14 protein-coding genes are annotated in these 24709 nt (G+C 55.6%); 6 read left to right on the forward strand and 8 right to left on the reverse strand.

Annotation, left to right across the window (positions count from 1 at the left end; all coding sequences use genetic code 11):
* Position 1: 1 nt before the first annotated feature.
* Together ACNKH6_RS00520 and gyrB are read right to left on the reverse strand one after the other, a co-directional pair.
* Positions 2-1489 carry a tetratricopeptide repeat protein gene (locus tag ACNKH6_RS00520; RefSeq protein WP_417913588.1) on the reverse strand — a complete coding sequence of 496 codons (1488 nt, stop codon included), beginning with the start codon at positions 1487-1489 and terminating at the stop codon, positions 2-4.
* A gap of 472 nt (positions 1490-1961) precedes the next feature.
* The gene (gene gyrB, locus ACNKH6_RS00525) at positions 1962-5672 is read right to left on the reverse strand and encodes a DNA topoisomerase (ATP-hydrolyzing) subunit B (RefSeq protein ID WP_417913589.1); all 3711 of its coding nucleotides are present in this window, start codon (positions 5670-5672) and stop codon (positions 1962-1964) included.
* Between the two features lie 305 nt (positions 5673-5977).
* On the opposite strand from gyrB, the gene ACNKH6_RS00530 reads away from it, so the two are divergent.
* The 5 genes from ACNKH6_RS00530 (at position 5978) to ACNKH6_RS00550 (ending at position 12525) form a co-directional block, all read left to right on the forward strand.
* Complete coding sequence (locus ACNKH6_RS00530) at positions 5978-6670, forward strand: iron-sulfur cluster assembly scaffold protein (protein ID WP_417913590.1); 693 nt, start codon at positions 5978-5980, stop codon at positions 6668-6670.
* 5 nt (positions 6671-6675) lie between these two features.
* A complete protein-coding gene (locus ACNKH6_RS00535; protein ID WP_417913591.1) occupies positions 6676-7677 on the forward strand; it encodes a GGGtGRT protein in 1002 nt (333 codons plus the stop codon).
* A 220-nt stretch (positions 7678-7897) separates the two neighbouring features.
* Positions 7898-11509 carry an AAA family ATPase gene (locus ACNKH6_RS00540; RefSeq protein WP_417913592.1) on the forward strand — a complete coding sequence of 1204 codons (3612 nt, stop codon included), beginning with the start codon at positions 7898-7900 and terminating at the stop codon, positions 11507-11509.
* A gap of 237 nt (positions 11510-11746) precedes the next feature.
* The gene (locus tag ACNKH6_RS00545) at positions 11747-11872 is read left to right on the forward strand and encodes a hypothetical protein (RefSeq protein ID WP_417913593.1); all 126 of its coding nucleotides are present in this window, start codon (positions 11747-11749) and stop codon (positions 11870-11872) included.
* 56 nt (positions 11873-11928) lie between these two features.
* The gene (locus ACNKH6_RS00550) at positions 11929-12525 is read left to right on the forward strand and encodes a D-glycero-alpha-D-manno-heptose-1,7-bisphosphate 7-phosphatase (protein ID WP_417913594.1); all 597 of its coding nucleotides are present in this window, start codon (positions 11929-11931) and stop codon (positions 12523-12525) included.
* Positions 12526-12631: 106 nt separating this feature from the next.
* On the opposite strand, the gene ACNKH6_RS00555 is transcribed toward ACNKH6_RS00550, so the two are convergent.
* On the reverse strand, positions 12632-14650 hold the full coding sequence (locus ACNKH6_RS00555; RefSeq protein ID WP_417913595.1) for an SUMF1/EgtB/PvdO family nonheme iron enzyme: 2019 nt from the start codon (positions 14648-14650) through the stop codon (positions 12632-12634).
* A gap of 168 nt (positions 14651-14818) precedes the next feature.
* Between ACNKH6_RS00555 and ACNKH6_RS00560 the strand changes: the two genes are divergently transcribed.
* The gene (locus ACNKH6_RS00560) at positions 14819-19069 is read left to right on the forward strand and encodes a PEP/pyruvate-binding domain-containing protein (RefSeq protein WP_417913596.1); all 4251 of its coding nucleotides are present in this window, start codon (positions 14819-14821) and stop codon (positions 19067-19069) included.
* Between the two features lie 51 nt (positions 19070-19120).
* Here the strand turns inward: ACNKH6_RS00560 and ACNKH6_RS00565 are convergent, their stop codons facing one another.
* From ACNKH6_RS00565 to ACNKH6_RS00585, 5 genes are all read right to left on the reverse strand, one after another.
* Positions 19121-19837, reverse strand: a complete 717-nt coding sequence (locus ACNKH6_RS00565) for a LysM peptidoglycan-binding domain-containing protein (protein WP_417913597.1) — start codon at positions 19835-19837, stop codon at positions 19121-19123.
* Positions 19821-21062, reverse strand: a complete 1242-nt coding sequence (locus ACNKH6_RS00570) for an SPFH domain-containing protein (protein WP_417913598.1) — start codon at positions 21060-21062, stop codon at positions 19821-19823. The genes ACNKH6_RS00565 and ACNKH6_RS00570 overlap by 17 nt, the downstream gene beginning before the upstream one ends.
* A complete protein-coding gene (locus ACNKH6_RS00575) occupies positions 21046-22554 on the reverse strand; it encodes a hypothetical protein (RefSeq protein ID WP_417913599.1) in 1509 nt (502 codons plus the stop codon). The genes ACNKH6_RS00570 and ACNKH6_RS00575 overlap by 17 nt, the downstream gene beginning before the upstream one ends.
* A 13-nt stretch (positions 22555-22567) precedes the next feature.
* Positions 22568-22978: a hypothetical protein gene (locus ACNKH6_RS00580; RefSeq protein WP_417913600.1), complete on the reverse strand. Its 411-nt coding sequence runs from the start codon at positions 22976-22978 to the stop codon at positions 22568-22570.
* 300 nt (positions 22979-23278) lie between these two features.
* A complete protein-coding gene (locus ACNKH6_RS00585; protein ID WP_417913601.1) occupies positions 23279-24706 on the reverse strand; it encodes a sugar transferase in 1428 nt (475 codons plus the stop codon).
* Positions 24707-24709 lie beyond the last annotated feature (3 nt).

Consider the following 24709-nt stretch of genomic DNA (forward strand, 5'->3'; position numbering starts at 1 on the left):
TCTATCGGCTGACACCAGCTTTGCGCTGGGCTATATCATCCAGTGCTTGCTGAAGCAACTTGGCCTTAGGGTGTTTCATTTTCTGATACAGGTGCAGGCTCCTCTTCCAAGCTGCTTCCGCCTGATCAAAATTACCGTATGTCACATACACGCTGCCCAAATTTCCGTATGTGCTCGCCGTTGCTTCTTTTAGCCCCAAGGCTTCGCTGATCTCAAGGCTCTTTCTGTACATCTCCTCCGCCTTGCCCAATTCGCCGTGTTTGAAGTGTATACTACCCAAATTAGCATACTGTATTGCTGATGTTTCCTTCAACCCCAAGGCTTCGCTGATCTCAATGCACATCTTGGACATTTTTTTCGCCTTGCCCATCTCGCCGCGTCTTGCATACATATTGCCCAGATTGCCATAATCTTGCGCCATGCATTCCCTGCGCCCCAAGGTTTCGTGGATCGCAAGTGCTTTCATGTACATCTCCTCTGCCTCGTCCATCTCGCCGCGCGTAAAGTGTGTATTACCCAGATTGGCGTACTGGTTCGCTGTTGCTTCCGTCAGTTCCAAGGCTTCGCTGATCTCAAGGCTCTTTTTGTACATTTCCTCTGCCTTGCCCTGCTCGCCACGTATCCTATACACATTACCCAGATTCCCGTAATCTTTCGCCATGCCTTCCTTGCGCCCCAAGGTTTCGTGGATCGCAAGTGCTTTTATGTACATCTCCTCCGCCTTATATAGCTCACCGCGTGTGCGATACACATTGCCCAGATTACAAATAGCGATTCCCTGTAGCTCGTTGTCCTGATTTGCCTCGCCCAAGGCCAGCACCTTGTAGTATGCCTCTTCGGCCTGCGCAAATTCCCCTGTGCGGAGGAGTAAGGTGGCAAGCATATTCCAGCCCTCCGCATTGTCCGGGTCAAGCTCCACAGCCTTCTGATATGCAGTTAGGGCTGCCTTGGTATCGCTCATAAAGGCCAATGCGCCCAAATGCCGGGCGGCGGCGGCTGCTTCCTTGTTCGCCTTCCTTCCTTCTGCCTCCTTGGTCTTCAGCACTTCAGCAAAGATGGCTTGAGCCAGTTCGGTACGCCCCTGCTCCAAAGCCTTCAAGGCTTCGTTGATGCTCTTTGGTGGCGCATCCGTCTTGGACAGAGCAGCAATTGCTTCCGTTAATGCCTTGATCTGCTCGTCTTTGGCCTCCAACTGCCCTTGCAATAGCTTTACGGCCAGCTTTCCCGCATCAACTGCCGGTGCCTTGTCCATGTATTTGTTCCAAACCGCAAGGAAAAAGCCAAGCACCGTCACACTCATCCCAAGCTGGAAGCCATAGGCGAGCATCAACTTGATGATCATGCCTGACTCCTCTGGTGAAGGCGGTTGCAGCAGCTTAGAGTCAATGAGCTTAGTGTGGATGCCAAAGACAAGCATCAGGACAAAGCCCACTAGCACCAGCGGGACAGCCAGATACTTGGCAATCTTCTCAAAGTCTGTGAAGTTCATGTGTGCTCGTGGTGTATTGCAAGAAACGATGCAGGCAGGCTGCGGGGACAGTCGCCGCAGCGCCTTTACACATTCGATTCTAAAACTTCCTCATCGCCAACCTACGCTTGGCTGCGCAACTGCTTCGGATAAGGCTGTATCAACGTTGGCAGGCCAGCTCCGATCTTTTCAAGGCAGCCTCCTTTTCTTCCGCGCTCAAGCCCTCTTTTAAAAAGGACAGGCCCTTTTCTTAAAAGGGCGCATCCTTTCAACGAAAGAGTATCTCCTTTTTTAAATAGGGCTTCCGCTTTTAACAAAAGTGCGCGTTCTTTTCTTAAAAAGAACGCCTCTCTTAACGAAAGAGACCTCCCTCTTTAAAAGAGGACACGTCCTATCGAAAAATTAGGGCTTCATTTTCTTAAAAGGACAGCCTCTTTCGTCCAACGGGGCCGTGCATTTGTTCCGCAGCCCCGGTTGTTCGCCGAAGTTCCCTTCACACATCCAGCTCAGAAACCTCCAGCGCGTGGTTCTGGATGAACTCGCGCCGTGGCTCGACCTTGTCGCCCATCAAGGTGACGAACAAATCATCCGCAGCCTCGGCATCCTCAATCCTGACGCGCAGCAGGGTGCGGTTGGCCGGGTTCATGGTCGTCTCCCAAAGCTGCTCCGGGTTCATCTCGCCCAAACCTTTATACCGCTGCAAATGACTGCCCCGGAAGGTCTCCTCGCGGACAACACGAATCAGCTCGCGCCAATTTTTAGCCGGAATTTCCTTCTCCTGACCAGAGGCCGCATTCTTGCAGAGGGTGAAACTGCTGCCGATGTGCTCCCTGATTTCAGGATAGAGATCAAGACCGAGCCGGTATTCGGGAATCAGCGGAATATGCGGCCCGATGACCGCACGGGTGTGGGCCAAACCTTGAAAGGCCGCCTCCGCCTCAAAGCAACTGGGCCGGGACGCGCAAACGCGAATGCCGCTGGTGACGGCATTGATGCTGGCGAGCTTATCCAGCAGCCCGTGCAGGAACGCCTCCTCCTTGAATTGATCCGCAGAATGGACATCGTTTTCAAGCAGGAAGAGGGTGAGCTGCTCCTGAATGTTCATCCGTTCCAAGAAGGTGCTGATGCGCTCAAACAGGGTGAGCTTCTTCAGCAAACTGACCAGTTCCTGCCCGGCCAGCACGCTGCCGTTCTCCAAGCGGACTTGCACAAACTGGGCCGCCTGATCGTAAAGGTGGTTGTTGAGCGCGTCCTCATCCAGGAAATATTGCTCCTTCTTGCCCCGGCCCAAGCGATAAAGCGGCGGCTGGCCGATATAAACATAGCCTTGCTCGACCAGCGGCAGCATCTGGCGATAGAAGAAGGTGAGCAGCAAGGTGCGGATGTGCGCGCCGTCCACGTCCGCGTCGGTCATGATGATGATCTTGTGGTAGCGCAGCTTGCTCGCATCAAACTCCTCCCGCCCGATGCCGGTGCCCATTGCGGCGATCAATTGCTTGATCTCCTCCGAGTCGAGAATCTTGTCGAAACGTGCCTTCTCCACATTCATGATCTTGCCGCGCAACGGCAGGATGGCTTGGATGGAGCGGTCGCGGCCTTGCTTGGCACTGTTGTGAACAAACACGCCGCTGGCTAAAGCAAAATTGTGCGTGTTCGGCACTTCGATGTCGTACACATCAATACGCTCGGTCAGCTTCTCCACTGAGACAACGCGGTGGTTGTAATTGCTCACCGCTTCCAGAGCGCGTTCGGTGTTGTTATCAAAATACCGCTGGCAGAAGGTGTCAAAGCGCAGCAATGATTTGTCCTTTGTGGCAATGCGGTGCTGGCGGTAGCCTTCAAGATCAACTGCGCCGGGCCGCAGCTCGTGCCGCTTGAGCACGGCCAAAGTTTTCCGGTAATACGTCTGCTGCAACGCAGCTTGGCGGCGGGCGCGGAACTCTGCTGTCCATTGCTGCTGAGTTTTCTGACTGCGCCACGCCAGCAGCTCGGCATCGCTCCATTGCTCTTTCGCCTTTCGTGACTGCTCCGCACGGGCTTCCGGGTGCTCTTCAAAATAGGAACGCACCCGTTCAGCTTGGGCCAAGCGGTTTTCCTCATCCTGCCAGTAGATTTTCTGCGCCTCATTCAACAAAGCGGCATTTTGCTGGCGATATTCTGCGTTGCTGCGGTAGAACTCCCGCCATTTGTCGGCCATGAAGGCTTTGTACGCCGCATCGTCCCATTGCACTTGAGCGCGTTCAGAGAGCTGCTGCCGCAACTGCATCATGCGTTGGCTCATCTTGGTGCGGAATTCAGGACTCTGCCGGACAGCCCGACTCTTTTCGATCACATCGGGCCGACGCAGGGTTCGGTCAGCGTGCTGCCGATGCAGGCGCAAATGCTCTTCCGCCGGAAGCCGCCGGATGTTGGAGGGATTGTTGTTGCGCTTATTGAAATCAAGGTGATGCCGATGTTCGCCATCTTCAGCCTGATAACCACCTGCCTTGCAGTTATATTTATCGGCAAGGACATGTGTGAATTTCCAGCGGCTGGCATTTGGTTCCCAAACCATTTCATAGCCGTCAATGGTGATGCCCGGTTCATTCATATCCGAGAGCTTGCGATACAGCGGCATCAAAGAAGTGCCGACAGTCAGCCGTTCTGCCGGGCAATAGCTGCCATCGCGAAGCAGGAAGCGGTGATCCGGGGTGCAGACAATCTGCTCGCCATTGTCCAGCGTCACCTGCACAACTTCCTGCTGCCGCTTAGTCAGGCGCGGATGCAAAATCCGTTCGAGGCCAATCTTGCCGTCTGCTTGAATGGTGTAGCAGAAATGCTCTTTGCCCTGCTCCTGCTCGGCGATCAGCTCCAAAAAGCTGAGGGCGCGGCCATCGGCCAAAGCCACTTTGGTCTCGCCAGAAAAGCAGCCGCCCGCTGAATCGCCCTCCACGAGAAACAGCTCGCGCTCTGCCGGATTCTTCGACTGGCATTCAGCCAGCTTGCCTGCCATCAGCAGAGAAATGCCGTCCTTCTTGCGTGACAAATCACGCGCCTTCCGCGCCGCTTCTCTGGCCCGCGCCGCCTCGACCGCCTTGCTGAGTATCTGCCGCGCCACCTGCGGGTTGCGCTCCAAGTAATCGCCAAGCTGCTCGGTGCAGATGGAAGCGACGATGCCCTTCACCTCGGAGTTGCCCAGCTTGGTCTTGGTCTGACCCTCGAACTGCGGATTCGGCACCCGCACTGAAATGATTGCAGTCAGGCCCTCGCGCACATCATCGCCCTCCATTTTCTCCTTCATGTGCTTGGGCACAATGTCATCAGTGGCGTATTTGTTGATGCACTTGGTCAGCGCGGCGCGGAAACCCGCCACATGCGAGCCGCCTTCGCGGGTGTTGATGTTGTTGACAAAGGAAGCCAGCCGCTCAGTGTAGCTGTCCACATATTGCAGACAGACCTCGACCTGCACCTGCTCCTGCTCGCCTTCCAGAAAGATCGGCTGCGGATGAATCGGGGTGCGGTTGCGGTTCAGGTGCTCGACATATTCAACCACGCCGCCTTCATAATGAAACACATCCTCAGCCCCGCTTTGCTCATCCTTCAGGGTGATGTGAACGCCCCGATTGAGAAAAGCCAGCTCGCGCAGCCGGTTGAGGACGATCTCGTATTTGAACACAACCGTCTGGGTGAATATCTCCGGGTCTGGCTTGAAAGTAATCGTGGTGCCGGTGTGCTCGCTGGTGCCAACCACCTCCAGCTCGCTGGTCTTTGCGCCGTAAGAGAAGGTCTGCCGGTAGAGCTTGCCGTTGCGCCGCACCTCAGCGGTGACATGGGTGGAGAGCGCATTGACCACCGACACGCCCACGCCGTGCAATCCGCCGGAAACTTTATAGGACGAATGATCGAACTTGCCGCCCGCGTGCAAGGTGGTCAGCACCAGCTCAAGAGCGGTCATGTTTTCCGTCGGATGCTTGTCCACCGGAATGCCGCGTCCGTTGTCTTCGACCGAGCAGGAACCGTCCTCCAGCAGGATCACCTTAATCTGGTTGCAGTATCCGGCCAGAGCCTCGTCAATCGAGTTGTCCACCACCTCGTAAATCAGATGATGCAGCCCTTCTTCCGCCGTGTTGCCGATATACATGGACGGACGCTTGCGCACCGCCTCAAGCCCGTCAAGAACCTTGATCTGATCCGCCCCGTAGGACGTGTTCTGCTGTTCGCTCACTTGCTTGCCTTCTCTGAAGAATTTATACGGAAAACGGCATGGTTGCGATGCGGCGCGCCGCATCCTGCCGGAAGCGGCTCATCATACCATAGTTCCGGCAAAAACGGGGAAAAATCTGCGGTTTGCAAGGAATTTTATCCAGATGGCCGCGCCGCCGCCAAGGAGCATTCCAGCGCGGAGCACTGCTGGCAAAATATGCAATAACGAAGAAAACAGGAACAGCCTGAATACAGTGGCATTTTTTCGCTACGACTGGTATGATGGGCGGAGCTTGCCATTTTTATTTTTCATTGAGGAGAAGCGTTATGGAATATTCCCACGAAGTCAAAGAGATGTGCTGCGTCACCAAGGGGCCGGATCACGGACCTTCGCCCATCCCGCAGGAAGGGCAGTGGAATCAGGTGCGGCAGATCAGCGAAATCAACGGCCTGAGCCATGCGGTCGGCTGGTGCGCTCCGCATCAGGGGGCCTGCAAGCTGACCTTGAACGTCAAGGGCGGCATTATTGAAGAAGCCTTGGTTGAAACCGTCGGCTGCACCGGCATGACCCATTCCGCAGCGATGGCGGCGGAAATCCTGCCCGGCAAGACCATTCTGGAAGCCCTGAACACCGACTTGGTCTGCGACGCGATCAACGTGGCCATGCGCGAGTTCTTCAAGCAGATCAGCTATGGCCGCACACAATCCGCCTTCTCGGAAGGCGGCCTGCCTATCGGCGCGGGCTTGGAGGATTTGGGCAAGGGGCTGCGCACCGTCACCGGCACCACCTACGGCACCCGCCTGAAAGGGCCGCGCTACTTGGAGCTGGCCGAGGGCTACATCATGGAGCTGGGGCTGGATGCCAACGACGAGATCATCGGCTACAAATTCCTCAGAATCGGGCCTATGCTCGACGCGATCAAAAAGGGCGTTGATCCGGCAGAGGCGATGGCCAAGGCCACCGGCACCTACGGACGCTTCGCCGAGGCCGTCAAAACAATTGATCCCCGGAAGGAGTAACTATCATGGCGCTTTTTGAAGGATACGAACGGAGAATCAGCAAGATCAACGCGGTGCTGGCCGAACACGGGATCAAGGATTTGGATGCGGCCAAGCAGCTCTGTTTAGATGCGGGCGTGGATGTCTATGCCATTGTCAAGGGCGTGCAGCCGATCTGCTTTGAGAACGCCTGCTGGGCCTACATCGCCGGTGCGGCCATTGCTTTGAAAAAAAGGCAGAAAAAGGCGGTGGAAATTGCCTCCACTTTGGGCATCGGCTTGCAGGCCTTTTGCATTCCCGGCTCAGTGGCCGAAAACCGCAAAGTGGGCATTGGTCACGGCAACTTGGCCGCCCGGCTCCTTAGCGAGGAAACAAAGTGCTTCGCCTTTCTCGCCGGGCATGAGTCCTTTGCCGCTGCGGAAGGCGCCATCGGCATTGCCAGATCCGCCAACCGGGTGCGCACTGAGCCGCTGCGGGTCATCCTCAACGGCCTCGGCAAAGACGCGGCCTATATCATCTCGCGCATCAATGGCTTCACCTATGTGAAGACACAGTACGACTACTACAGCGGCGCACTCAACATTGTTGAGGAAAAGGCGTTTTCCAGCGGCGAGCGGGCCAAAGTGCGCTGCTACGGCGCGGATGACGTGCGCGAGGGCGTGGCCATCAACCACTTGGAGCTGGTCGATGTGTCCATCACAGGCAACTCGACCAACCCGACCCGCTTCCAGCATCCGGTGGCCGGAACGTACAAGAAGGAATGCCTTGAGCAGGGCCGGAAGTATTTCTCGGTGGCTTCCGGCGGCGGCACAGGCCGGACGTTGCACCCAGACAACATGGCCGCTGGTCCGGCTTCTTACGGCATGACCGACACCATGGGCCGGATGCACAGCGACGCGCAGTTCGCCGGCTCGTCCTCCGTGCCTGCGCATGTCGAAATGATGGGCTTTATCGGCATGGGCAACAATCCGATGGTTGGCGCATCAGTGGCGGTGGCAGTGGCCTTGCAGCAGGCGGCGGGGCAGTAAAACAACAGCAGGTCTGCATCACAAATTGGTGCAGACCATGCACAGTTTACGGCTCTCGGTAATCAAACAGCAATGAGGACAGGTTCAATTCTGTCCTCAATATCTTTAGTTCATCCGTCAATTGCATCGGCTTTTTCCGAGCGCAGACCGGCTGTGATTGGAAATCCGGGAAGATGAATCAATGTGAACGGCCTGAACTGCCACTCTGAACCCGCCTGTCATGCGCATCCTCAAACTCCGCCTGCGCAACCTCAACTCCCTTGTCGGCGGGTGGGAGATTGACTTCACCCACCCGGCCTTTGCCGACGGCATCTTCGCTATCACCGGCCCAACCGGCGCAGGCAAGACCACTATTCTCGATGCGCTCTGCCTCGCGCTGTATGGCCGCACGCCGCGCTTGGATAAAGTGACGAAGCGCGGCAATGAGATTATGTCTCGGCAGAGCGGCGAATGCTTTGCCGAGGTGGAATTCTCGGTCGGCAAGGAGGCCCGCCGCTGCTCCTGGAGCCAAGGCCGCAGCCGGAAAAAGGCGGACGGAGAACTTCAGCAGCCGAAGCGCGAGCTGTCGCTGCTCAACGGCGAGATTCTTGCCAGCAGCGTCAGCAGCGTGGAACAGCTTGTTGAGGAATGCACCGGCATGGATTTCGACCGCTTCACCCGCTCCATGCTGCTCGCGCAGGGCGGTTTCGCCGCCTTTCTCCAAGCCTCGCCGGATGAGCGTTCGCCGATTTTGGAGCAGATCACCGGCAGCACAATTTACAGCGAGATATCCATCCGTGCGCATGAACGCTGGAAACGCGAAAACGACCGCCAGAAGCAGCTTGAGGAACAGGCGGCGGCCTTCCAGCTTCTCAGCTTGGAAGAAGAGGACGTGCTGCGGCAGGAGCTGGACAGGCTGCGCGGCGAGGTGCGCGTTCAGGGCGACAGGCTGACGCAGCTTGATGCCGCTCTGAAATGGCTGAAGCGACTTGCTGATCTACGCCAAGACGTGGCAGCGGTCAGCAGGGAGCAGGCCGGGCTGGCTGCGGCGCAAGAGCAGTTTGCCGCCAGCGAGCAGCGGCTGCGTCTGGACGGACTGGCCCTGCTTGTAGCTGGGGAGCACGCCGCCTTGGCCGCCCGGCGTAAGCAGCAGGCGGATGATCTCAGTGCAGCGGCAATCTTACGCCGCAGCCTGCCGGAGCTGGAAGCCGCGCTCAAGGCGGCAGACGGGCGGTTGGTCAGCAGCGGCGATGCGCTTGCAGCAGCCAAAGCAGCGCAGGAGACAGGCCGCGTCCTTATCACCAAAGTGCGCGAGCTGGATTTTCGCTTGCAAGAGAAGCGGGCCGCGCTGCGCAAGCAGGACGAAGCCTGCGCCGAATTGCGCCGGAAAAATGCTGCTGATCTCGCCGCCTGCGGGAAGCTGGAGCAGGAGCTGCGGCGTGTTCAGGATAGTCAGCAGCAGAGTGCGGCTTATCTGGCGAAACATGCGGCAGACGAGCGGCTGCTGACAGACTTGACCGGTCTCGGTCAGCAATTGAAGCAGCTTGGCGAGCTGGCCTGGCGGCATGAGGATGTCAGGCTCGCAGCGGCACTTGCTGAGAAAACCGCTGCCGAGGCGGCGCAGTTCTGGCAGGGCAAAGCTGCGGCGCGGCGCAAGGCGGATGAGCTGCTTGCCGAAGTGCAAGAGGCACGGGCGGCGGCGGACAACGAATTTGCTCAGCTCCTGCAAGGCCGCCGGGCTGAGGAGCTGTGGCACGAGCAGAACGCCTTGATCACGCTGACCAAGCTGCTGGCCCAAGCAGATATGCTGGCCAAGGAGCGGGCTGATCTGCATGAGCAGCAGGTTGCGAACAGCGTGGCCAAACAGGTGCTGGCAGAGACGCTGCGCACGCTGCGGCAGCACTGCAATGCGGCACGGCAGGAGGAGGAAGTCCGGCGGATTGAAGCGGACTTTGCCAAGCGCGTGCTCAGTCTGGAGGAGCAGCGGGCGCGGCTTCAGGCCGGACAGCCGTGTCCGCTCTGCGGCTCGCCGGAGCATCCCTACGCACAGGGCGGTTTACCTTTGCTGCATCAGGCCGAATTGGCCGCGCAGGCAGCCGCTGCGGCCTTGCGGCAGGCTGAGGAAGCTCTGAACAAGGCGGACAAAGAGCAGGCGCGGTTAGATCAGGCTGCCCAGCATCTCGATGAGCGTCTGACTGAGAAGAACACGGCCATGCAGGCACTTCAGCAGCAGACAGCCAACTGCTGCGCCGAGCTGGCTCTGGTGCCGGAGCAGCAGCTGTCGGAAATTGAGCAGCGGCTGCATGAGAATCGGCAGACCGTGCAGGCCGCTGAGGCATTGACCAAGAAAATCAGCCAGCTTGGCAAAACGCTGGAGCAGCGGCAGGCCGCCTGCATCCAAACTGCGCAGGATGAAAGCAAGGCCGCTGCTGCGCGGGATAAGGCGCAGGAGGCGCGGCAGCGTCTGGCTGAGGAAGAGCGCAATTTAGCAGAAGATGTGGCGGTAAAGCTGCGGGCGGCGCAAACTGAGCTAGCGGTGTACGGCTGCGCTGAGTTCTCGCTGCGGGAGATTGACCAAACCGCCATTGCGTTGACCACCCGCCGCGACACATGGCAGCGGCATCAGCAGCAGCGTATTGCGGCGGAGCAGAAGATTGCCGGGCTTGATACAGACGTAAAGGTGCTGCGGGCGGGCATTGAGCAGCGGAACAGGCAGCTTGAGCACGAGGAGCCGCTGCTGCAAGCAGGACGGCAGGAGGCGGAACGGTTGGCCGCTGAACGGGCCGCGCTCTTTGCCGACAAGCAGCCGGAAGCGGAAGAAAAGCGGCTGGCTGAGGCGGTCAAAGCGGCGGAGCAGGCCGTTGAGCAGGCGCAGGCGGCGCAGCAGCGACAAGAGAAAACGCTGCATCAGCAACACGCCCTGATCAGCAGCCGGGAGCGTGCCGCTGCGGACAGGATGCCGGAGCTGGCGCGGCAGGAGGCAGCCTTTGCCGAACGGCTGCGGGCGGGCGGTTTTGCCGATGAAGCGGCTTGGCAGACGGCGCAGCTTGCTGAGGCGGAGCGGGCGGCCTTGCGGCGGCAGGCGGAAGAGCTGCGTGACCGCCGGACACAGCTTGACGAGCGGCGGCGCGACCGCGAAGCCCGCTTGGCCGAGGAGGAGCAATTAGCCCTCACCGACTTGGATCAAGCGCGGCTGGAGGAGGAGCAGGCCGGGCTGACGCTCGCCAGCCGCCGGACAGCGGAGCAGATCGGCTCGCTGACGCAGCGGCTTGCTGACAACCAGGAGCGGCGCGGCCAGCAGAGCGGCCTGCTCCGTGAGCTGGCGGCGCAGAAAACAGAATGCCTGCGCTGGAAAAGCCTGCATGACCTGATCGGCTCGGCGGACGGCAAAAAGTACCGCAACTTTGCTCAAGGACTGACCTTTGAGCAGATGGTGCTGCACTCCAACCGCGAGCTGGCCCGCATCCACAGCCGCTATCTGCTCCTCCGCGATCCGCAGCAGCCGCTGGAGCTGAGTGTGGCTGATTTCGAGCAGGCGGGCGAAGTCCGCTCCGTCAAAAATCTTTCCGGCGGCGAGAGCTTCATGGTCAGCCTCGCTCTGGCCCTCGGTTTATCAAGCATGGTCGGCGGCAAGGTGGAATCCCTCTTTCTTGATGAGGGCTTCGGCACCTTGGACGACGACGCGCTGGACTCCGCCTTGGCCCGGCTGGCCGAGCTGCGCGGCGAAGGGCGGCTGATCGGGGTGATCTCGCATGTGGCCGCGCTCAAGGAGCGGATTGCCTGCCAGATTGAGGCCCTGCCCGGCAGCGGCGGGCGGAGTGTGCTGAAAGGGCCGGGCGTGCGGCGGCTGTGAAAGCCTGCCCGGCACTTCTTTCTTGACAAATGCGGCCCGCCGAAATAAAGTCGGTGTTTATGACCTGTTGCGTAACTGCCCTGCGTTGAGGAGCCGCAAAGCATGTGCTTGATGTAGGGGCGAAAAATTTTTCGCCCCTGCTGCTTATGCAAGAGGTCTGCTGACTGAGGATAAGTTTGCAACAAAACTGGCGGGAACATCCTGCCAAACAAGAACTGACATCGGGAGGAGCGGAAAATGGGAGATAAAGGCGGCAAGAAGGATAAAGAAAAGAACAAGAAGCAGCAGGCCCAGAAGCATGACCAGAAGGGCAAGGCTGCGCCCGCCGCGCAGGAAAAGCCGCCGAAGAAGGCGGAGAAGTAGGAGGACAGCTCCCGCCGAGCTGCTGTCTGCGGCTTGGCGGGAGATTGAATCGGGCAATGATGAAGGACTGCAATGCGATGAAACGGCCAGCAGTTTTTCTTGATCGTGACGGCACCATCAACGAGCAGATGGGCTATGTCAATCATATCAGCCGCTTTGTCCTTTTGCCCGGCGTGGCGCAGGCAATCCGCAGGCTGAACGAGCATGACATTCCGGCGGTGGTGGTGACAAATCAGTCCGGGCTGGCGCGGGGCTATTTTCCCGCCTCCCTGCTGGATGAGGTTCACGCGGAGCTGGTGCGGCTGCTGGCAGCGGAAGGGGCGCGGCTGGATGGCATTTATGTTTGTCCGCATCACCCGGAGGCGAAAGTGGAGCAGTACCGCCAAGCCTGCCGCTGCCGCAAACCGCAGACCGGGCTGCTGGAGCAGGCCGCCGCCGAGCTTGATCTGGACCTTGCCCGCTCGTTCATGGTCGGTGACCGCTGGTCAGATTTGGAATGCGGAGTCCGGGCTGGCGCGGCGCCGGTGCTGGTGCTGACGGGCTATGGACGCGGCGAGCTGGAGTTTATCGGGCCACACAAAAAAATCCAGCCCGCGCTGGTCGCAGCTAATCTGTTGGATGCGGTGGAACAGATTATTCGGCTGAATACTTAGTTTCCAAAAAAAATCGGCATGTTGCACAGGACACTTCCTTTCGGAAGGACATATCCTGCTAATTCCTCTGCACACTGGTGAGGAGGATGGAACATGGATAGTGAGCTTACAGGCCGCGAACTGGCGGCAAGGAAAGGGCAAGCCGGAAGCCCAAGTCGTCGCTGCGGTTGTCCGGCGAGTACCAGTAGCGGAACGCCGCCCGCACGAACAAGGGTGAGTCGCCCCAGCTACCGCCGCGAAACACGCGGCTCGAGCCTTTCTCAGGGCCAATCGGATTGCCCTTAGGACTGACAGCGTAATAACCACTGTTGTACCAATCCGCGCACCACTCCCAGACATTGCCGTGCATGTCGTGAAGGCCCCAAGCGTTGGCCTTCTTTTCACCAACTGGATGGGTTGTATTGCCGGAATTTTTGCCGTACCAAGCATAGTCCTGAAGCTGCGCCTCATCATCACCAAAGCACCAAGCCGACTCACTGCCTGCCCGGCAGGCATATTCCCACTCCGCTTCGGTGGGGAGGCGATAGGTGTGACCTGTTTCCTGACTCAGCCATTGACAGTAGGCAACCGCATCGTCCCAGCTTACATTGATCACCGACCGCTGCCCTCTGCCCCAGCCCCTGTTTTCTTTACCTGTGGCCTCACAGAAAACATCGTACTCGGCAAAGGTGACTGGATAGCGGCCAATGGCAAAGCTGTCCAGTTCCACCTCATGCACCGGTCGTGCATCGTCACTGCCATTGCCCTGAATATCTCCCATGCGGAAACGACCGCCGCGTATAAGCATCATCTTTATTCCGAGTCCACCGCCAAAAGACTCCGGCAAAAGACAAGGTAAGGCAATCTGATCAACGTGCCTGAATATCCCATCAGCAAGATCAACAAAGCGCACGAGCTGATCCGTGGCCCGCAGCGGTGTTTGTTCAGCCAACTGCTTCTGCACGATGCCCCAAGCTAAGAGGAACTCCTGCACCGTGTAATGGCTGAAGCGGAAGGCGCGGTCAGAGTTGCGGTTGAGCAAAGATCGTCCGCCCAGCTCGAACTGCTCCAGCCAGGCTATGTTCGCGTCCGCACGGATGAGCTGCTTCAGCTCATCCTCTGAGAGTACCCGCGTGCCCTGCCGCTGCATCCGCTCCGCAATCCGCAGGCAGGCCAGAAAGAGTTCCTTGCGCTCAGGCACCTGCTCGCCTTGATGCTGCTCCCGCAGCTTGCGCACTTCCCGGTCAAGCCATTCCTCCACCGTGTAGGTGTTCCAGTCTTGGCGGCGGCAGTCCTTGGCCAGCAGCTTGTCAATATGCTGAAGGAGCATGGGCCGCATCCGCAAATCCTGCATGTGCTTGAGCAGACAGTCCGCCTTGGCCCGCTCATCCCTGATCTTCCCAGCCTGAAAGCACAGACGATGGTGCCAATGCAAGGGCAGCTTGCGCTCAATGAAGTCCTGCACTTGGGCATCGGTGAAGGGGGAAAGATACAGCACCGGGCAGTGATAGCCGGACAGCACCCTGATCTCCGGGCGGCCAAAGCGGTCTGGCTCCATCTCCGGGAAGAACTGCGTCCGGCTGGAGATGAGCACCCGGCGGAAATCCTCGCTGGCGCGCAGCAGCTCCAGCAGGCGGTCGCGGATGCGCTTCCATGCCTGCGGGTCTTCGTCCAAGGCATCGAGCAGCAGGACGGTCCCGCCCTTGTTCGGCAGAGCCTGCACGCGCTCCAAGGTGTCTTTCCCCAGCTTGAACAGGGCGCAGCCATGCCCCTTGGGCCAGAAGCTGGTCAGGTGCATGAGCTTGATCATCAGCAGCAGCGAGGTCTTGCCCATCCCAGCATCAGAGAGGATGAACATCTGGTGGCGGCCATCCTTCTCCAAAGGCAGACCGCCCTGAAAGAACTCGTTGATCCGCTCAAAGGCAGGCTGCCGGGCCGCAGAGAGCAGGTCGTCCTGCTGCACATCCGCCGGGTTGCGGTCTTGCAGGAACGGCTCAATGTAGAGGCCGCGCAGGGTTTCAGGATCAACGAACTCGTCCCGCAGACGGTCAAGCTCCTGCTTCCGCTCGCCGGTCAGTTGCGTGAGCCGCTTCCAAAGATCCTTAATCCACGCTGGCTTGACAAAGCTCAGGACTTCCAAGGCCATGCTTCCCTCCTTTTTTACTGTTCCTCACCTGCACGACTGTAAATCAGTTCCCAGCCGCAAGCAAGCCGAAAAGCCCTCTTCGCCTGCCGCAGTTGCAAATTGGCGGCAAGCTGCGTAATATGCTGCGGATGACAATTCTCTCCCGTAACCGCAGCAGACAAGGCCAGCATGAATACTACCCAGCCGCCGCCCATCGCCTCCAAGGCTCTTGAAGCCAACTTCCAGCAGACCGCCAGTGCCGTTGCAATTTCTCCCCGCTACGCCCCGCTGCGGGAGGCCGTGGCCCGCTATCAGGGCTTGTCCGCCCGGCTGGAGCACCTGCTCTACGAAATCAGCCACCCGTTCCGCAACTGGCAGCTCATCATCGCCGAGCTGCGGCCCTTTGTCCTCAAGAATCTCAATCATTACCTCAGCCATGCGCAGGGGCCGGACTGCTTCGCCCTCTTCAGCTCGATCTTCCTGGACGCGCTGAAGGACTCGCGCAAAAACAGCAAGGTCATCGCCCTGACCATGGAGGCCATGCTCGCCTATGCGGACAAAGTCGTCGCCTCGCTCAAGCCGGACATGCTGCCGCTCTACGGCCCGCAGCTCAACGCTTTTTTCGAGCAGCTCGCCCGCTTGGACGAGATAGACAGCAGCCTGATGGCGCACATGGTGCAGGGCCATCATCCGATGAAGAAGATGGCGGCCCAGCTCATCAGCCTGAGCCGCAGCGCGGGCGCGGAAACCTTCTCCTGCGCTGCGGCGGCCAAGCTGCTGCGGAAAATCCTCGAAATCAACTATGCCTGCTGGCTGGGCGAAGAGGATCCGCAGCCTTGGTTCGAGTCGCAGTGCGGCGGCGGCAGCTGCTGCGGTCAGGCCGGAACCGACTTGGCGGCGATCTCTCACAGCCGGATGCGCGAGCATCTGACCGCGCTGGAGCAGATCAGCATTGACGAGGATCCGCAGGAGGCCCTCAGCCGCATCTTGGAGCTGCCCGCGCATATCGACATCGTCCGCCTCTACCGGGAAATCCCCGGCAAATTAGGCGAACATGCTGCGGACACCGACCCGGCGGCGGTGGAGAACCGGAAGCTCTTCTTCCTCTTCCGCATCATGGAGACCTCCGGCCTCTCGCTCATTCATGAGGAAACCCTGCGCGAGATCAACCGTTCTTTGGTGCAGCTCATCCGCCGTCAGAGCTTTGACGAGATTGCCGAGTTTTTCACCACCGCCTTTCACTTGCTCAAGGCCAATGTGCGCAAATATCCGCACACTTCGCTGCAATGTATTCAGGTCATCGGCGGTGAAGTCTTCCAGCGCGGCAACTCGCGTTTAGTTGAAGCCTTCCTCTTCGAGACCGTGCGCTTCGGCTTCCAGCACGCCAATGTCATGGGCGTGGACGAGGACTGGCAGCCGATCAGCAACCCGGCGCATTTGGCCAACATCCGGGTCTGGCTGAACTTGATCATGCAGGAGCCGAAATGGTGCTCGACGCTCTTCTCGGCCCTGATCATCAACCTGCGTCTCTCCGGCACCTGCGTCAAAGACACCGACCTCTTCCAGCGCGACATCACCCAGCTCCTCAATCATCCCATCGGCCCGATCTATAACTTGGCCAAGCAGTTCAGCAAGCTGATGCCGGTCTTCTTCAATGAGATCGGCGCGGAAGGCGAGCTGCGCGATGTCTCCACCGAATTGGATGAACTGCACAAGCGGCACGACGTGCTCATTCATTTTCTCCGCAAGCAGTCGCACGTCGAGTCGTCGAACCTGATTGTCGGCTTCATCCGGGCCATCTACAGCTTCTGGCTGACCTTGGACAAGAAACCGCTGGCCGCCTATCTGCCGGAAGAAATCCTCAGTCAGGTGGCGAGCAGCGGCCCTTATGTGGACGAGCTGCATCTGCTCGCTCAACAGGTGCGCGAGGAATTGGAATACAGCACAGTGGACGAGCTGCTGACCTGGGACGAGGCGGAGCGGAAAGACTGGCTGCTGCGCCAGAGCGACATTTCCGCTGGCGAGCGCAAACGCTTTGACCTGCTGGTGCGGATGTTCAAGCTGCTCCACCACAAATACAGCTTGGGCATGGATGAGCTGCGCGGTCAGCTCGAGCACGCGGTGCAGAACGGCTTCCCGGAAATGACCGAGCTGCTGGAGGTTTTGGAGCACGGCGACACCTGGACCTGCTTGGACGCAGTGCTGACGCAATTAGAGCAGCTTAAAGAGACCATCCTCAGCGACAAGAAATTTGCGCCGAAGGAGGAAATTTACTACAAGCGGCACATCGCGGTGGATATTCCTTCCGTCTATGGCCGCTATTCGGAGCGCAAATTTGACGCGCTCGGCCTGACCTTCCGCTTGGAGAGCCTGGCCAATATTTATTTGGAACGGCTGAACCGCTCGATCAATCTCGGCTTCATCACCCAAGCCACCTTCATCGGCATCGCCAAAAGCCTCAGCCTCTCTCTCCGCGCCCTGAAGATTGACGGCATCAGCAGCCGCCGCTTGGACACCTACACCAGCCTGCTCAACTCCTCGATCAGCATCAAACGCTTCACCTACACCCAGCACTTGGACATCTTCCGTGGGTTGTCAGAAGGGGTGAAGGATGTGATTTATGCCTATTACACCAATATTCATCAGAACAATCTCTCGGTCATCATTCCCCAGATCGGCGGCGAGAATCTGCTGACCAAAAACCGGACGCTCTGGGACGAGAAGGACATGTCCTCGACCGTGCACCGCCTTTCCGAGTCCTTCTTCCGCGACCTGATCGCAGCCACCTTCGGCCTCCAGCATTTGGACAACTTCATCACCCGCATCATCCACACGCTGGAGGCGCAGCGCGACATTCTCGACGAGCAGACCCTCGACCTGCTCATGACCTACAACCCGGAAATCGCCATCTCCTCGCTCTACAACGAGAATCCGCTCACGCACAACCTGATTCATCTCGGCAACAAGGGCTTCAACCTCATGCTCTTGGCCAACGACGGCAAGCCGGTGCCGCCCGCCTTCATCATCACCACTGAAATATTCCGCTGCTGGCAGGCGGTGCAGGGCTTCACCAAGGCGCGGGAGGAGTTTATGCAGCGGCTGCACACCTCCATCACCGGCTTGGAGGAGCGCACAGGCCGCCGCTTCGGCTCGCCGGAAAACCCGCTGCTGCTTTCGGTGCGTTCCGGCGCGGCGATTTCCATGCCCGGCATGATGACTACGATCCACAACGTCGGCCTGAACGAGGATTTGCTGGAGGAGCTGTGCGTCAAGCACCCGGAGCAGGAGTATTTTCTCTGGGACACCTACCGCCGCTTCCTGCAATCTTGGGCGATGGGCGAAGGCATGGGCCGCGAGGAGTTCGGCGCGCTGATGAACGCGCACAAGAAACGCTACGGCAAGCGGCTGAAACGCGAATTCAGCCCGGCGCAGATGCGCGAGCTGGCTCTTGAATACCGCAACGCCATGCGGCGGCACGGATGCAGCGCGCCGGAAGATCCTTGGCTTCAGCTGGTGCGGGCGGTGGAGATGGTGCTGGATTCGTGGAGCACCCATAAAGCCCGCCAGTACCGCCACCTGATGGCCGTCTCCGACGACTGGGGCACAGCAGTGATTGTCCAGACGATGGTCTATGGCAACCGCAATCAGCAGTCCGGCAGCGGCGTGCTCTTCACCGCCCATCCCTACCGCAAGGTGCGGCGGGTCGCGCTCTGGGGCGATTACGCCTCCGGTGATCAGGGCGAGGACATCGTCTCCGGCCTTGTCACCAGCTATCCGATCTCGGTCGAGCAGGCGGAGCTGGACGGGCGTTCGGTCGAGCAGAGCCTCGAACGCCGCTTCCCGGAGATCTACGAGCAGCTCCTCAGCATCTCCCGCGACTTGGTGTACACTAAAGAATGGAACCCGCAGGAGATTGAGTTCACCTTTGAAAGCCCTGACCCGGACGATCTCTACGTGCTCCAGACCCGCGACATGATCACCATCAAGAAGAAGGAGCATTTCCGGGTCTTCGAGGAAAGCGAGGCGCAGCAGGCGGCGGTGCTCGGCAAGGGCATCGGCGTGAGCGGCTCCGCCATCTCCGGCCTGGCTGTCTTCACCGACGAAAACATCCGCCAGCTCCGCCACGAGCAGCCGGACATGCCGCTCATCCTCCTCCGCCAGGACACGGTGCCGGAGGACATCCGGGAAATCTCCATGTGCGACGGCCTGCTCACCGCGCGCGGCGGCCAGACCTCGCACGCTTCCGTGGTCGCAACGCGCTTGGAGAAAACCTGTGTGGTCGGCTGCCGCGACTTGCAGGTCTTCGAGGACAAGGAGCAGGCGGCCATCAACGGCCTTGTGATAAAATTCGGCGACCCGGTCTCCATTGACGGGCGCAGCGGCCTCTTCCTGCGCGGCATCCATCCGACGCGAGAAGAGGTGCATATTTTGCCGCTGTAGCTGATGGCGAAAAAGGGGCGAAGAAAATCGCCCCAGTAGAATCAGCGCAAACTATTGAGCAGTGCCTTTTCGAGGAATCTTCAGCCGTAGTCTTGGATAAATTAAGTTTGGGTTATCCATCAACTGAGGATGCTTCTCTTTATTTGCCAAAATAATTTCTTGAACAGAAACGTGGTGTCGTTCAGCGATCTTTCCTAAACAATCGCCTTCCATTACTTGATAGCAGTCTTTGCCTAAATAGCAATCAACAGTCTCCTTTAGTTCTGTGATATTTTCTGGATTGGCATAGAATATGTAGACTGGCGCGAAAATCAAAGAAACAGCGTACCATCTTTTTTTACGAAATATCCATCTAATGTTTATTGTTTTTTCATAAATTTTTTTTATTTTGCTTTTGCAATTTTCAATAAAAATTATGCCGCCGCTCAAGATGCCATCTATTTTATAGACAAAAACAGGCAGATTCGACCTGTATTTCCGTATCAATCTATTTCCATATCCTTCCATGTAAAGAAGGATAAAAAACAATGTAAAAACACAGAATGCTATTATTTTAAATAAAATCATTAAAATCCAAGGAAGCACCCGGAGCGCAAGCCAAGGAATCAACAACATCAATACGAAAAGAATAACAAACGGGAGTGCAACGGATAGCCATTCTGATCTTGATGCAGAAAATAGCTGTTCGGAAATAACTTGGAAGAAAAGAATACCTTTTATAAGGTATTCATCTTGAATTTGGTTTAACAGGCTATTCAGGCGTTCCATCTCTCCTTATTGATTCAGGGTGTATATTAATATCCGCACTTTCTTCTTGTTGATCCTGTTGTTTTTCCTCGCTGGATGACTTTTCTCCAATAAGAGCAGCTCCTTGGTCTGACAATCTTCCTACCTTCTGCACAAGTGATTTGGCAATATCCTCAAACCTCCATTCGCCGATCACACCTTTTTCAACGAAAATTTTTAATATTTCTATACAAGTTGAATTCTCTTCAACACGCATCTTCTCTTCCCTGTCTATTTGCTGTTTGACAAATGAAAGCAATTCTCTGTCGTTTGGATTTTCTGGATTGCATATTGCAATAATTCCGCGCCAATTACCAATTGACAGGAGCGGCGACAGCAGCGTTTCCCTATTTAGCCTATGATTGAATTCAATTCGCTGCATTTCAAGCTGCTTCTCAAATTCAATCTGCTTGATTCGCATCTCTGCTTCCATTTTCTTCAATTCAAAATTCATACTTTGTTCCAGCAGGATAGTTTGCCTATAAAGCTCAATTTTCCTATCCTTAAATAGCAGCTCCTGTCTCATGGACTCTATCTCCATTTTCTGCTGCATCAGCCGTTTTTCCATTTCAGCCTTTATGGCATCTACCGAGAATTGCTCCTGAATGATTTTTTCTTGATTTTTTGCATCTATCGTCCCCAGCTTTCCATCAATCAGCCTTTTGCTGATGGATTCATGTGGCGACAGCGTAACGAATGGAGGACGGCTTAACTTGAATCCTAAGTCATGAATTTTATTGCCATATATCAATTGACTTTTAAGCTCCTCAACAACAGCTCGTTCTGCCTGCGATGCCTGCTCGTTCGCATAGTTTCGACAGATAGGCCGGATTATATCAAGAGCTGACTCTTTTAAAAAATCCCGAATGTCTCTCCTTCCATTCTGCACAATAAGCAATGGATTATCTATGCAATAAGTCAATGTGACTTCAGCTTGAAAAGGGAGTTCGTCAGCACAAGGAATACTTACTGAAAAAAGAATTGAATATTCCGACAGATCAACTTCATAATACACCTTATATGTGCCGATGAGAATGTCGCCAGCTGTCGGCCCGCCATTTTTTCCTGCGTAAACAACAATTGGCGGACAATTTTCTCCAAGAAAGACATGTGCCTTTCCGAATTTCGGCGATTCAGGCCGTTTGAAGGAAAATTTTTCCAGTTTTCTCTCAATAACAAGCGGATATTCTTCAGGAGCGAAATCCATTTTTTATCTCTGTTAAAATTTTCAAGGAAGTTTCAGATTCATCAGACCATTTTTCTAAGTACGCGCAAATGCAATTGCGATTTCTTGGAATACGAGAGACATCATATAAAATTCTTGCGAGAGTTTTCCAGAATTTTCCGTGCATGTCAATATGTTTCAGCCACTTGAATATTTCAGTAAGAGCAAGTCGTCTGATTGGCTCCGAATCAAAAACTCTTTGCAGCAGACGGACAATGAGTTCTTCCGTCTTTGCTTTCTCTTCCGCAAGAATAAGAAGGCTCGGATGCTGGGAGCCGTCTTTAATTGACCAAGAAATACGCATCAAATCTGAAAATATAAGCAGAGACAAGCGATGAAGCGAGGATTTTTTCTCCTGCCGTCCCCATTGGTTAAGAGATTGCAGAACGAGAACCGACGAACTTGATTGCTTGAAGAGCCATTTGACAGCATAAGCTATATCTTTAAAGAGTATTCCGTTGCCTGAATTTGCAATATTTCTTAAATCTTCGAGAGCTTGTTCAGGAAAATGCTGACCAAGACAAGAGCAATATGCGAAAATTGCAGTTTGATTCAATTTGACTGAATTTTTCAGACTACTCCAATAATGAATACTATTTAAAGAAAGTTGAGCAACATCTTCGTTTTCATCATATAAAACAACTGCAAGCGCAAATCCAACTAATTTTTGGATAGATTGACTTTCTGATTTTGCCCAAGGCAACAATATTTGGTCACGAACCGGTTGAAATTCATACCGTGCCAGCCGACCCGCTGTTGCTGCTGCTCTCAGTCTGATTTGAGAATTTTCATGTTTCCCTAACTCAAACAACCATTGCAGCATTGCTTTTGCATAAACATCACGTTCATGCCAGATGTGATGCAAAACAGTTTCTGGAGTTTCTTGGTCATCAAATGCAACTTTCTTGACAGGACTTTTGCCGCATTCGGTAACTTCGCAATCATTTTCAAGATGCGCTGATATGTCTTTAAGCCACTGACTCCTTTTCTTTTCCTCTATCTCTTCGTCCAGATTAGAAGTATTTTCTATCTCCGCTTCCTTCCGCGACTGCAACCGAATGATATTTTGCAAATACTGGCTCGCCTCATCAACTAATCGGTAATTGCAGCCATTAAACACTGACAGTGAAATGATAAAACTGCGCCTGCTTTTGCAGCTATCAAATATAGATTCGATAGAAGAATCAAACGATTTATCTTTGTCCGCTTGCGTTTTTTGGCCAGAATAATTGCTCTGATCTCCGGCGATTATCGAGCCAGTATTATTTATATTGCTGTTTGATGCATGAAACCCTCCAGTGTAATTATAATTTTTAATTATTTGAATAATAGTTCTGCTGTTCTCTGTAAAATCATCTGTTTCGTTCGTATGTATTTTATTGTATTTTATAGATTCTTCAACAGATTTTATACCGTCATCTTCAGAAAGATGATCAATTTTTTCAAAGAAATTTTCTTCGTCGCCTTGTTCCATTTTTGATCTCTCTTCATTTTTTATTTATTTGATCCCTGCCTATAAAAGTCCCTTCATTGACAAAGGTGGAATTTTTGATAAGCACACCTCCTGTTTGCACAATTCTTTCTACCTTTACCCCATAAAGCCGTGCGATATCTAACGCTAATTCCTGATCTTCTTGGAGCAGCTTTTTCACTTGAAAGTGCAGAGTCTTCTGCGCATCTTCTTCTGAAGGATCCCGTACCACATCTTCTGCCGCCATTTTCACACCTTCAACTCTTGCAGAAGAACGGGAAGAAATTTTTGTCCAGACAGCCTTGGCCGTCTCCCATCCGTCAGAACCTATTTTTTCTAACGCTCCTCCCAGTATCTGTCCCCCACCGCTCAACAGATAAGGAAGTACTGGCACTAAAGAAGAAACAACCATTTCAGCAAGTTCCATAGTTTTTTCTCAATGTCTCAAGTTGTTCCAGCAGCCAGAGCAATTCAGGCTTGACAAGGGCAGGCTGCCGATGAATACTGCGCTGCTCAGTATGTGATCACCTGCAATAAATTTCAAGTATTTTAAAAGGGCTTTTGAGCTGCCTTGCTGCCTGTCTCGGCGGTGCAACAGCGGAGGCCGTCACATCGTTTACATTGAAAAAACAAGGCTACAGGTCACAGCTTGGATTGAGCATTTACGTCGAGGAAGTTTTCAAATTATCTAAAAACTGAAATACTACAGCTTGCATGTCCGGCAGCTTTAATACGCCCCCTTGCCGCTGATCATGCAGCCGACCGTTTTGAGGATGATCTTCAGATCGCCGACAAGGGAGTGATTGAGGACATACCAGTCATCCAGCTCAATTCGCTCCTGATAATTTTCCGTATCGCTGCGTTTGCTCACCTGCCACAGCCCGGTGATGCCCGGCTTCATCGAGACATAGCGGCCCGCGCTCGGCCCGCCGCTGCCCTTGTAGTATTCCTCCAGCTCTCTGCCGACGATAGGCCGTGCCCCGACCACGCTCATTTCGCCTTTCAGGACGTTGATAAACTGGGGGAATTCATCCAAGCTGCTGCGGCGGAGAAAACGGCCCATCCGCGTCACACGGGGGTCATGCTTGAGTTTGAAGGTGCTGCGCCATTCCTCGGCCAAGGCAGAATCACGTTCCAGCAGCTCGTGCAGCTTCTTATCTGCGTCCACCACCATCGTGCGAAACTTCAGGCATTCAAATTCCCGGCCTGTCGCGGTGATCCGCCGATGGCGGTAGATCACCGGCCCTCTGCTGTCCAATTTAATCAGCAGCATGATCAAGAACATCAGCGGCGCGGTCAGGATGAGGATAAGTAGTGAAAAAACGATATCAAAGCTGCGCTTCCAGCTATGATCTGGGTTGAAGCTGAGAACCAGCATTTCGCCGATGGACTGTATCTCCGCGTGATGTAAACCGAAAATATAGAGATCAGGCACCAGATAGAGCTGTGCGCCGAGGTCGCGGCATTCGCGCAGGATCCAGAAGATTTTCCGCTCCGCCCGCATCGGCAAGGCGATATACACGTAGTCAATGTCGTTGACCATCAGATATTCGCGCAAATCACGGATTCTGCCGAGCAAGGGTTTGTTGACCGCAAGATGGCCTTTTTGCTCCAGCTTGTCGTCAAAAAAACCCAGCACTTCGATGCCCGCCCACGGAATGGCCTCGGTCTGCTGGGCCATCCGCACCCCCAGTTCGCCCGCGCCGATGACCACCGCATGGCGGATGTTTTTGCCCTGCGCCCGGTAATGGCGCAGAAGCTGACGCACTGCCAAATGGGAAAGGAAAAGCAGCAGCGGCGTGGTCAATGACCAGACGATGAAGATTGCCCGCGAGTAGCCTTCCGAAACTTTGCAGATGAAGAAATAGAAAAGCAGGATGCCGACAACTGCCGCCCAGGCCTTCAGGATGACGAAAAATTCCAGATAGAGCTTCCAGCCCCGCCACGAGCGGTAAAGCTGAAAATAATGAAAGCTGATAAAACTGGCGACAAAAACGACAGCCTCAAGCCAGGTGTAGTATTGGCTCCACGGCACCTGATGCCAATCCACCAGCAAGCTGAGATAGCCGCAGACCAGCAGGCAATCGAGAATATGCAGCAGTTTGTAGATGGACGAGGTGCGCTGACGCAGGTTCCACGACAGGGCAGGGGACATGGA

Source organism: Candidatus Electronema sp. JM (genome assembly GCF_048287415.1).
GTDB lineage: Bacteria > Desulfobacterota > Desulfobulbia > Desulfobulbales > Desulfobulbaceae > Electronema.

What these genes read in the sequence shown, in the direction of transcription:
- ACNKH6_RS00520 (WP_417913588.1), bottom strand. Translation starts at nt 1,489, where the DNA reads ATGAACTTCACAGACTTTGAGAAGATTGCCAAGTATCTGGCTGTCCCG.
- ACNKH6_RS00530 (WP_417913590.1), top strand. Translation starts at nt 5,978, where the DNA reads ATGGAATATTCCCACGAAGTCAAAGAGATGTGCTGCGTCACCAAGGGG.
- ACNKH6_RS00535 (WP_417913591.1), top strand. Translation starts at nt 6,676, where the DNA reads ATGGCGCTTTTTGAAGGATACGAACGGAGAATCAGCAAGATCAACGCG.
- ACNKH6_RS00540 (WP_417913592.1), top strand. Translation starts at nt 7,898, where the DNA reads ATGCGCATCCTCAAACTCCGCCTGCGCAACCTCAACTCCCTTGTCGGC.
- ACNKH6_RS00545 (WP_417913593.1), top strand. Translation starts at nt 11,747, where the DNA reads ATGGGAGATAAAGGCGGCAAGAAGGATAAAGAAAAGAACAAGAAGCAG.
- ACNKH6_RS00550 (WP_417913594.1), top strand. Translation starts at nt 11,929, where the DNA reads ATGATGAAGGACTGCAATGCGATGAAACGGCCAGCAGTTTTTCTTGAT.
- ACNKH6_RS00555 (WP_417913595.1), bottom strand. Translation starts at nt 14,650, where the DNA reads ATGGCCTTGGAAGTCCTGAGCTTTGTCAAGCCAGCGTGGATTAAGGAT.
- ACNKH6_RS00560 (WP_417913596.1), top strand. Translation starts at nt 14,819, where the DNA reads ATGAATACTACCCAGCCGCCGCCCATCGCCTCCAAGGCTCTTGAAGCC.
- ACNKH6_RS00565 (WP_417913597.1), bottom strand. Translation starts at nt 19,837, where the DNA reads ATGGAACGCCTGAATAGCCTGTTAAACCAAATTCAAGATGAATACCTT.
- ACNKH6_RS00570 (WP_417913598.1), bottom strand. Translation starts at nt 21,062, where the DNA reads ATGGATTTCGCTCCTGAAGAATATCCGCTTGTTATTGAGAGAAAACTG.
- ACNKH6_RS00575 (WP_417913599.1), bottom strand. Translation starts at nt 22,554, where the DNA reads ATGGAACAAGGCGACGAAGAAAATTTCTTTGAAAAAATTGATCATCTT.
- ACNKH6_RS00580 (WP_417913600.1), bottom strand. Translation starts at nt 22,978, where the DNA reads ATGGAACTTGCTGAAATGGTTGTTTCTTCTTTAGTGCCAGTACTTCCT.
- ACNKH6_RS00585 (WP_417913601.1), bottom strand. Translation starts at nt 24,706, where the DNA reads ATGTCCCCTGCCCTGTCGTGGAACCTGCGTCAGCGCACCTCGTCCATC.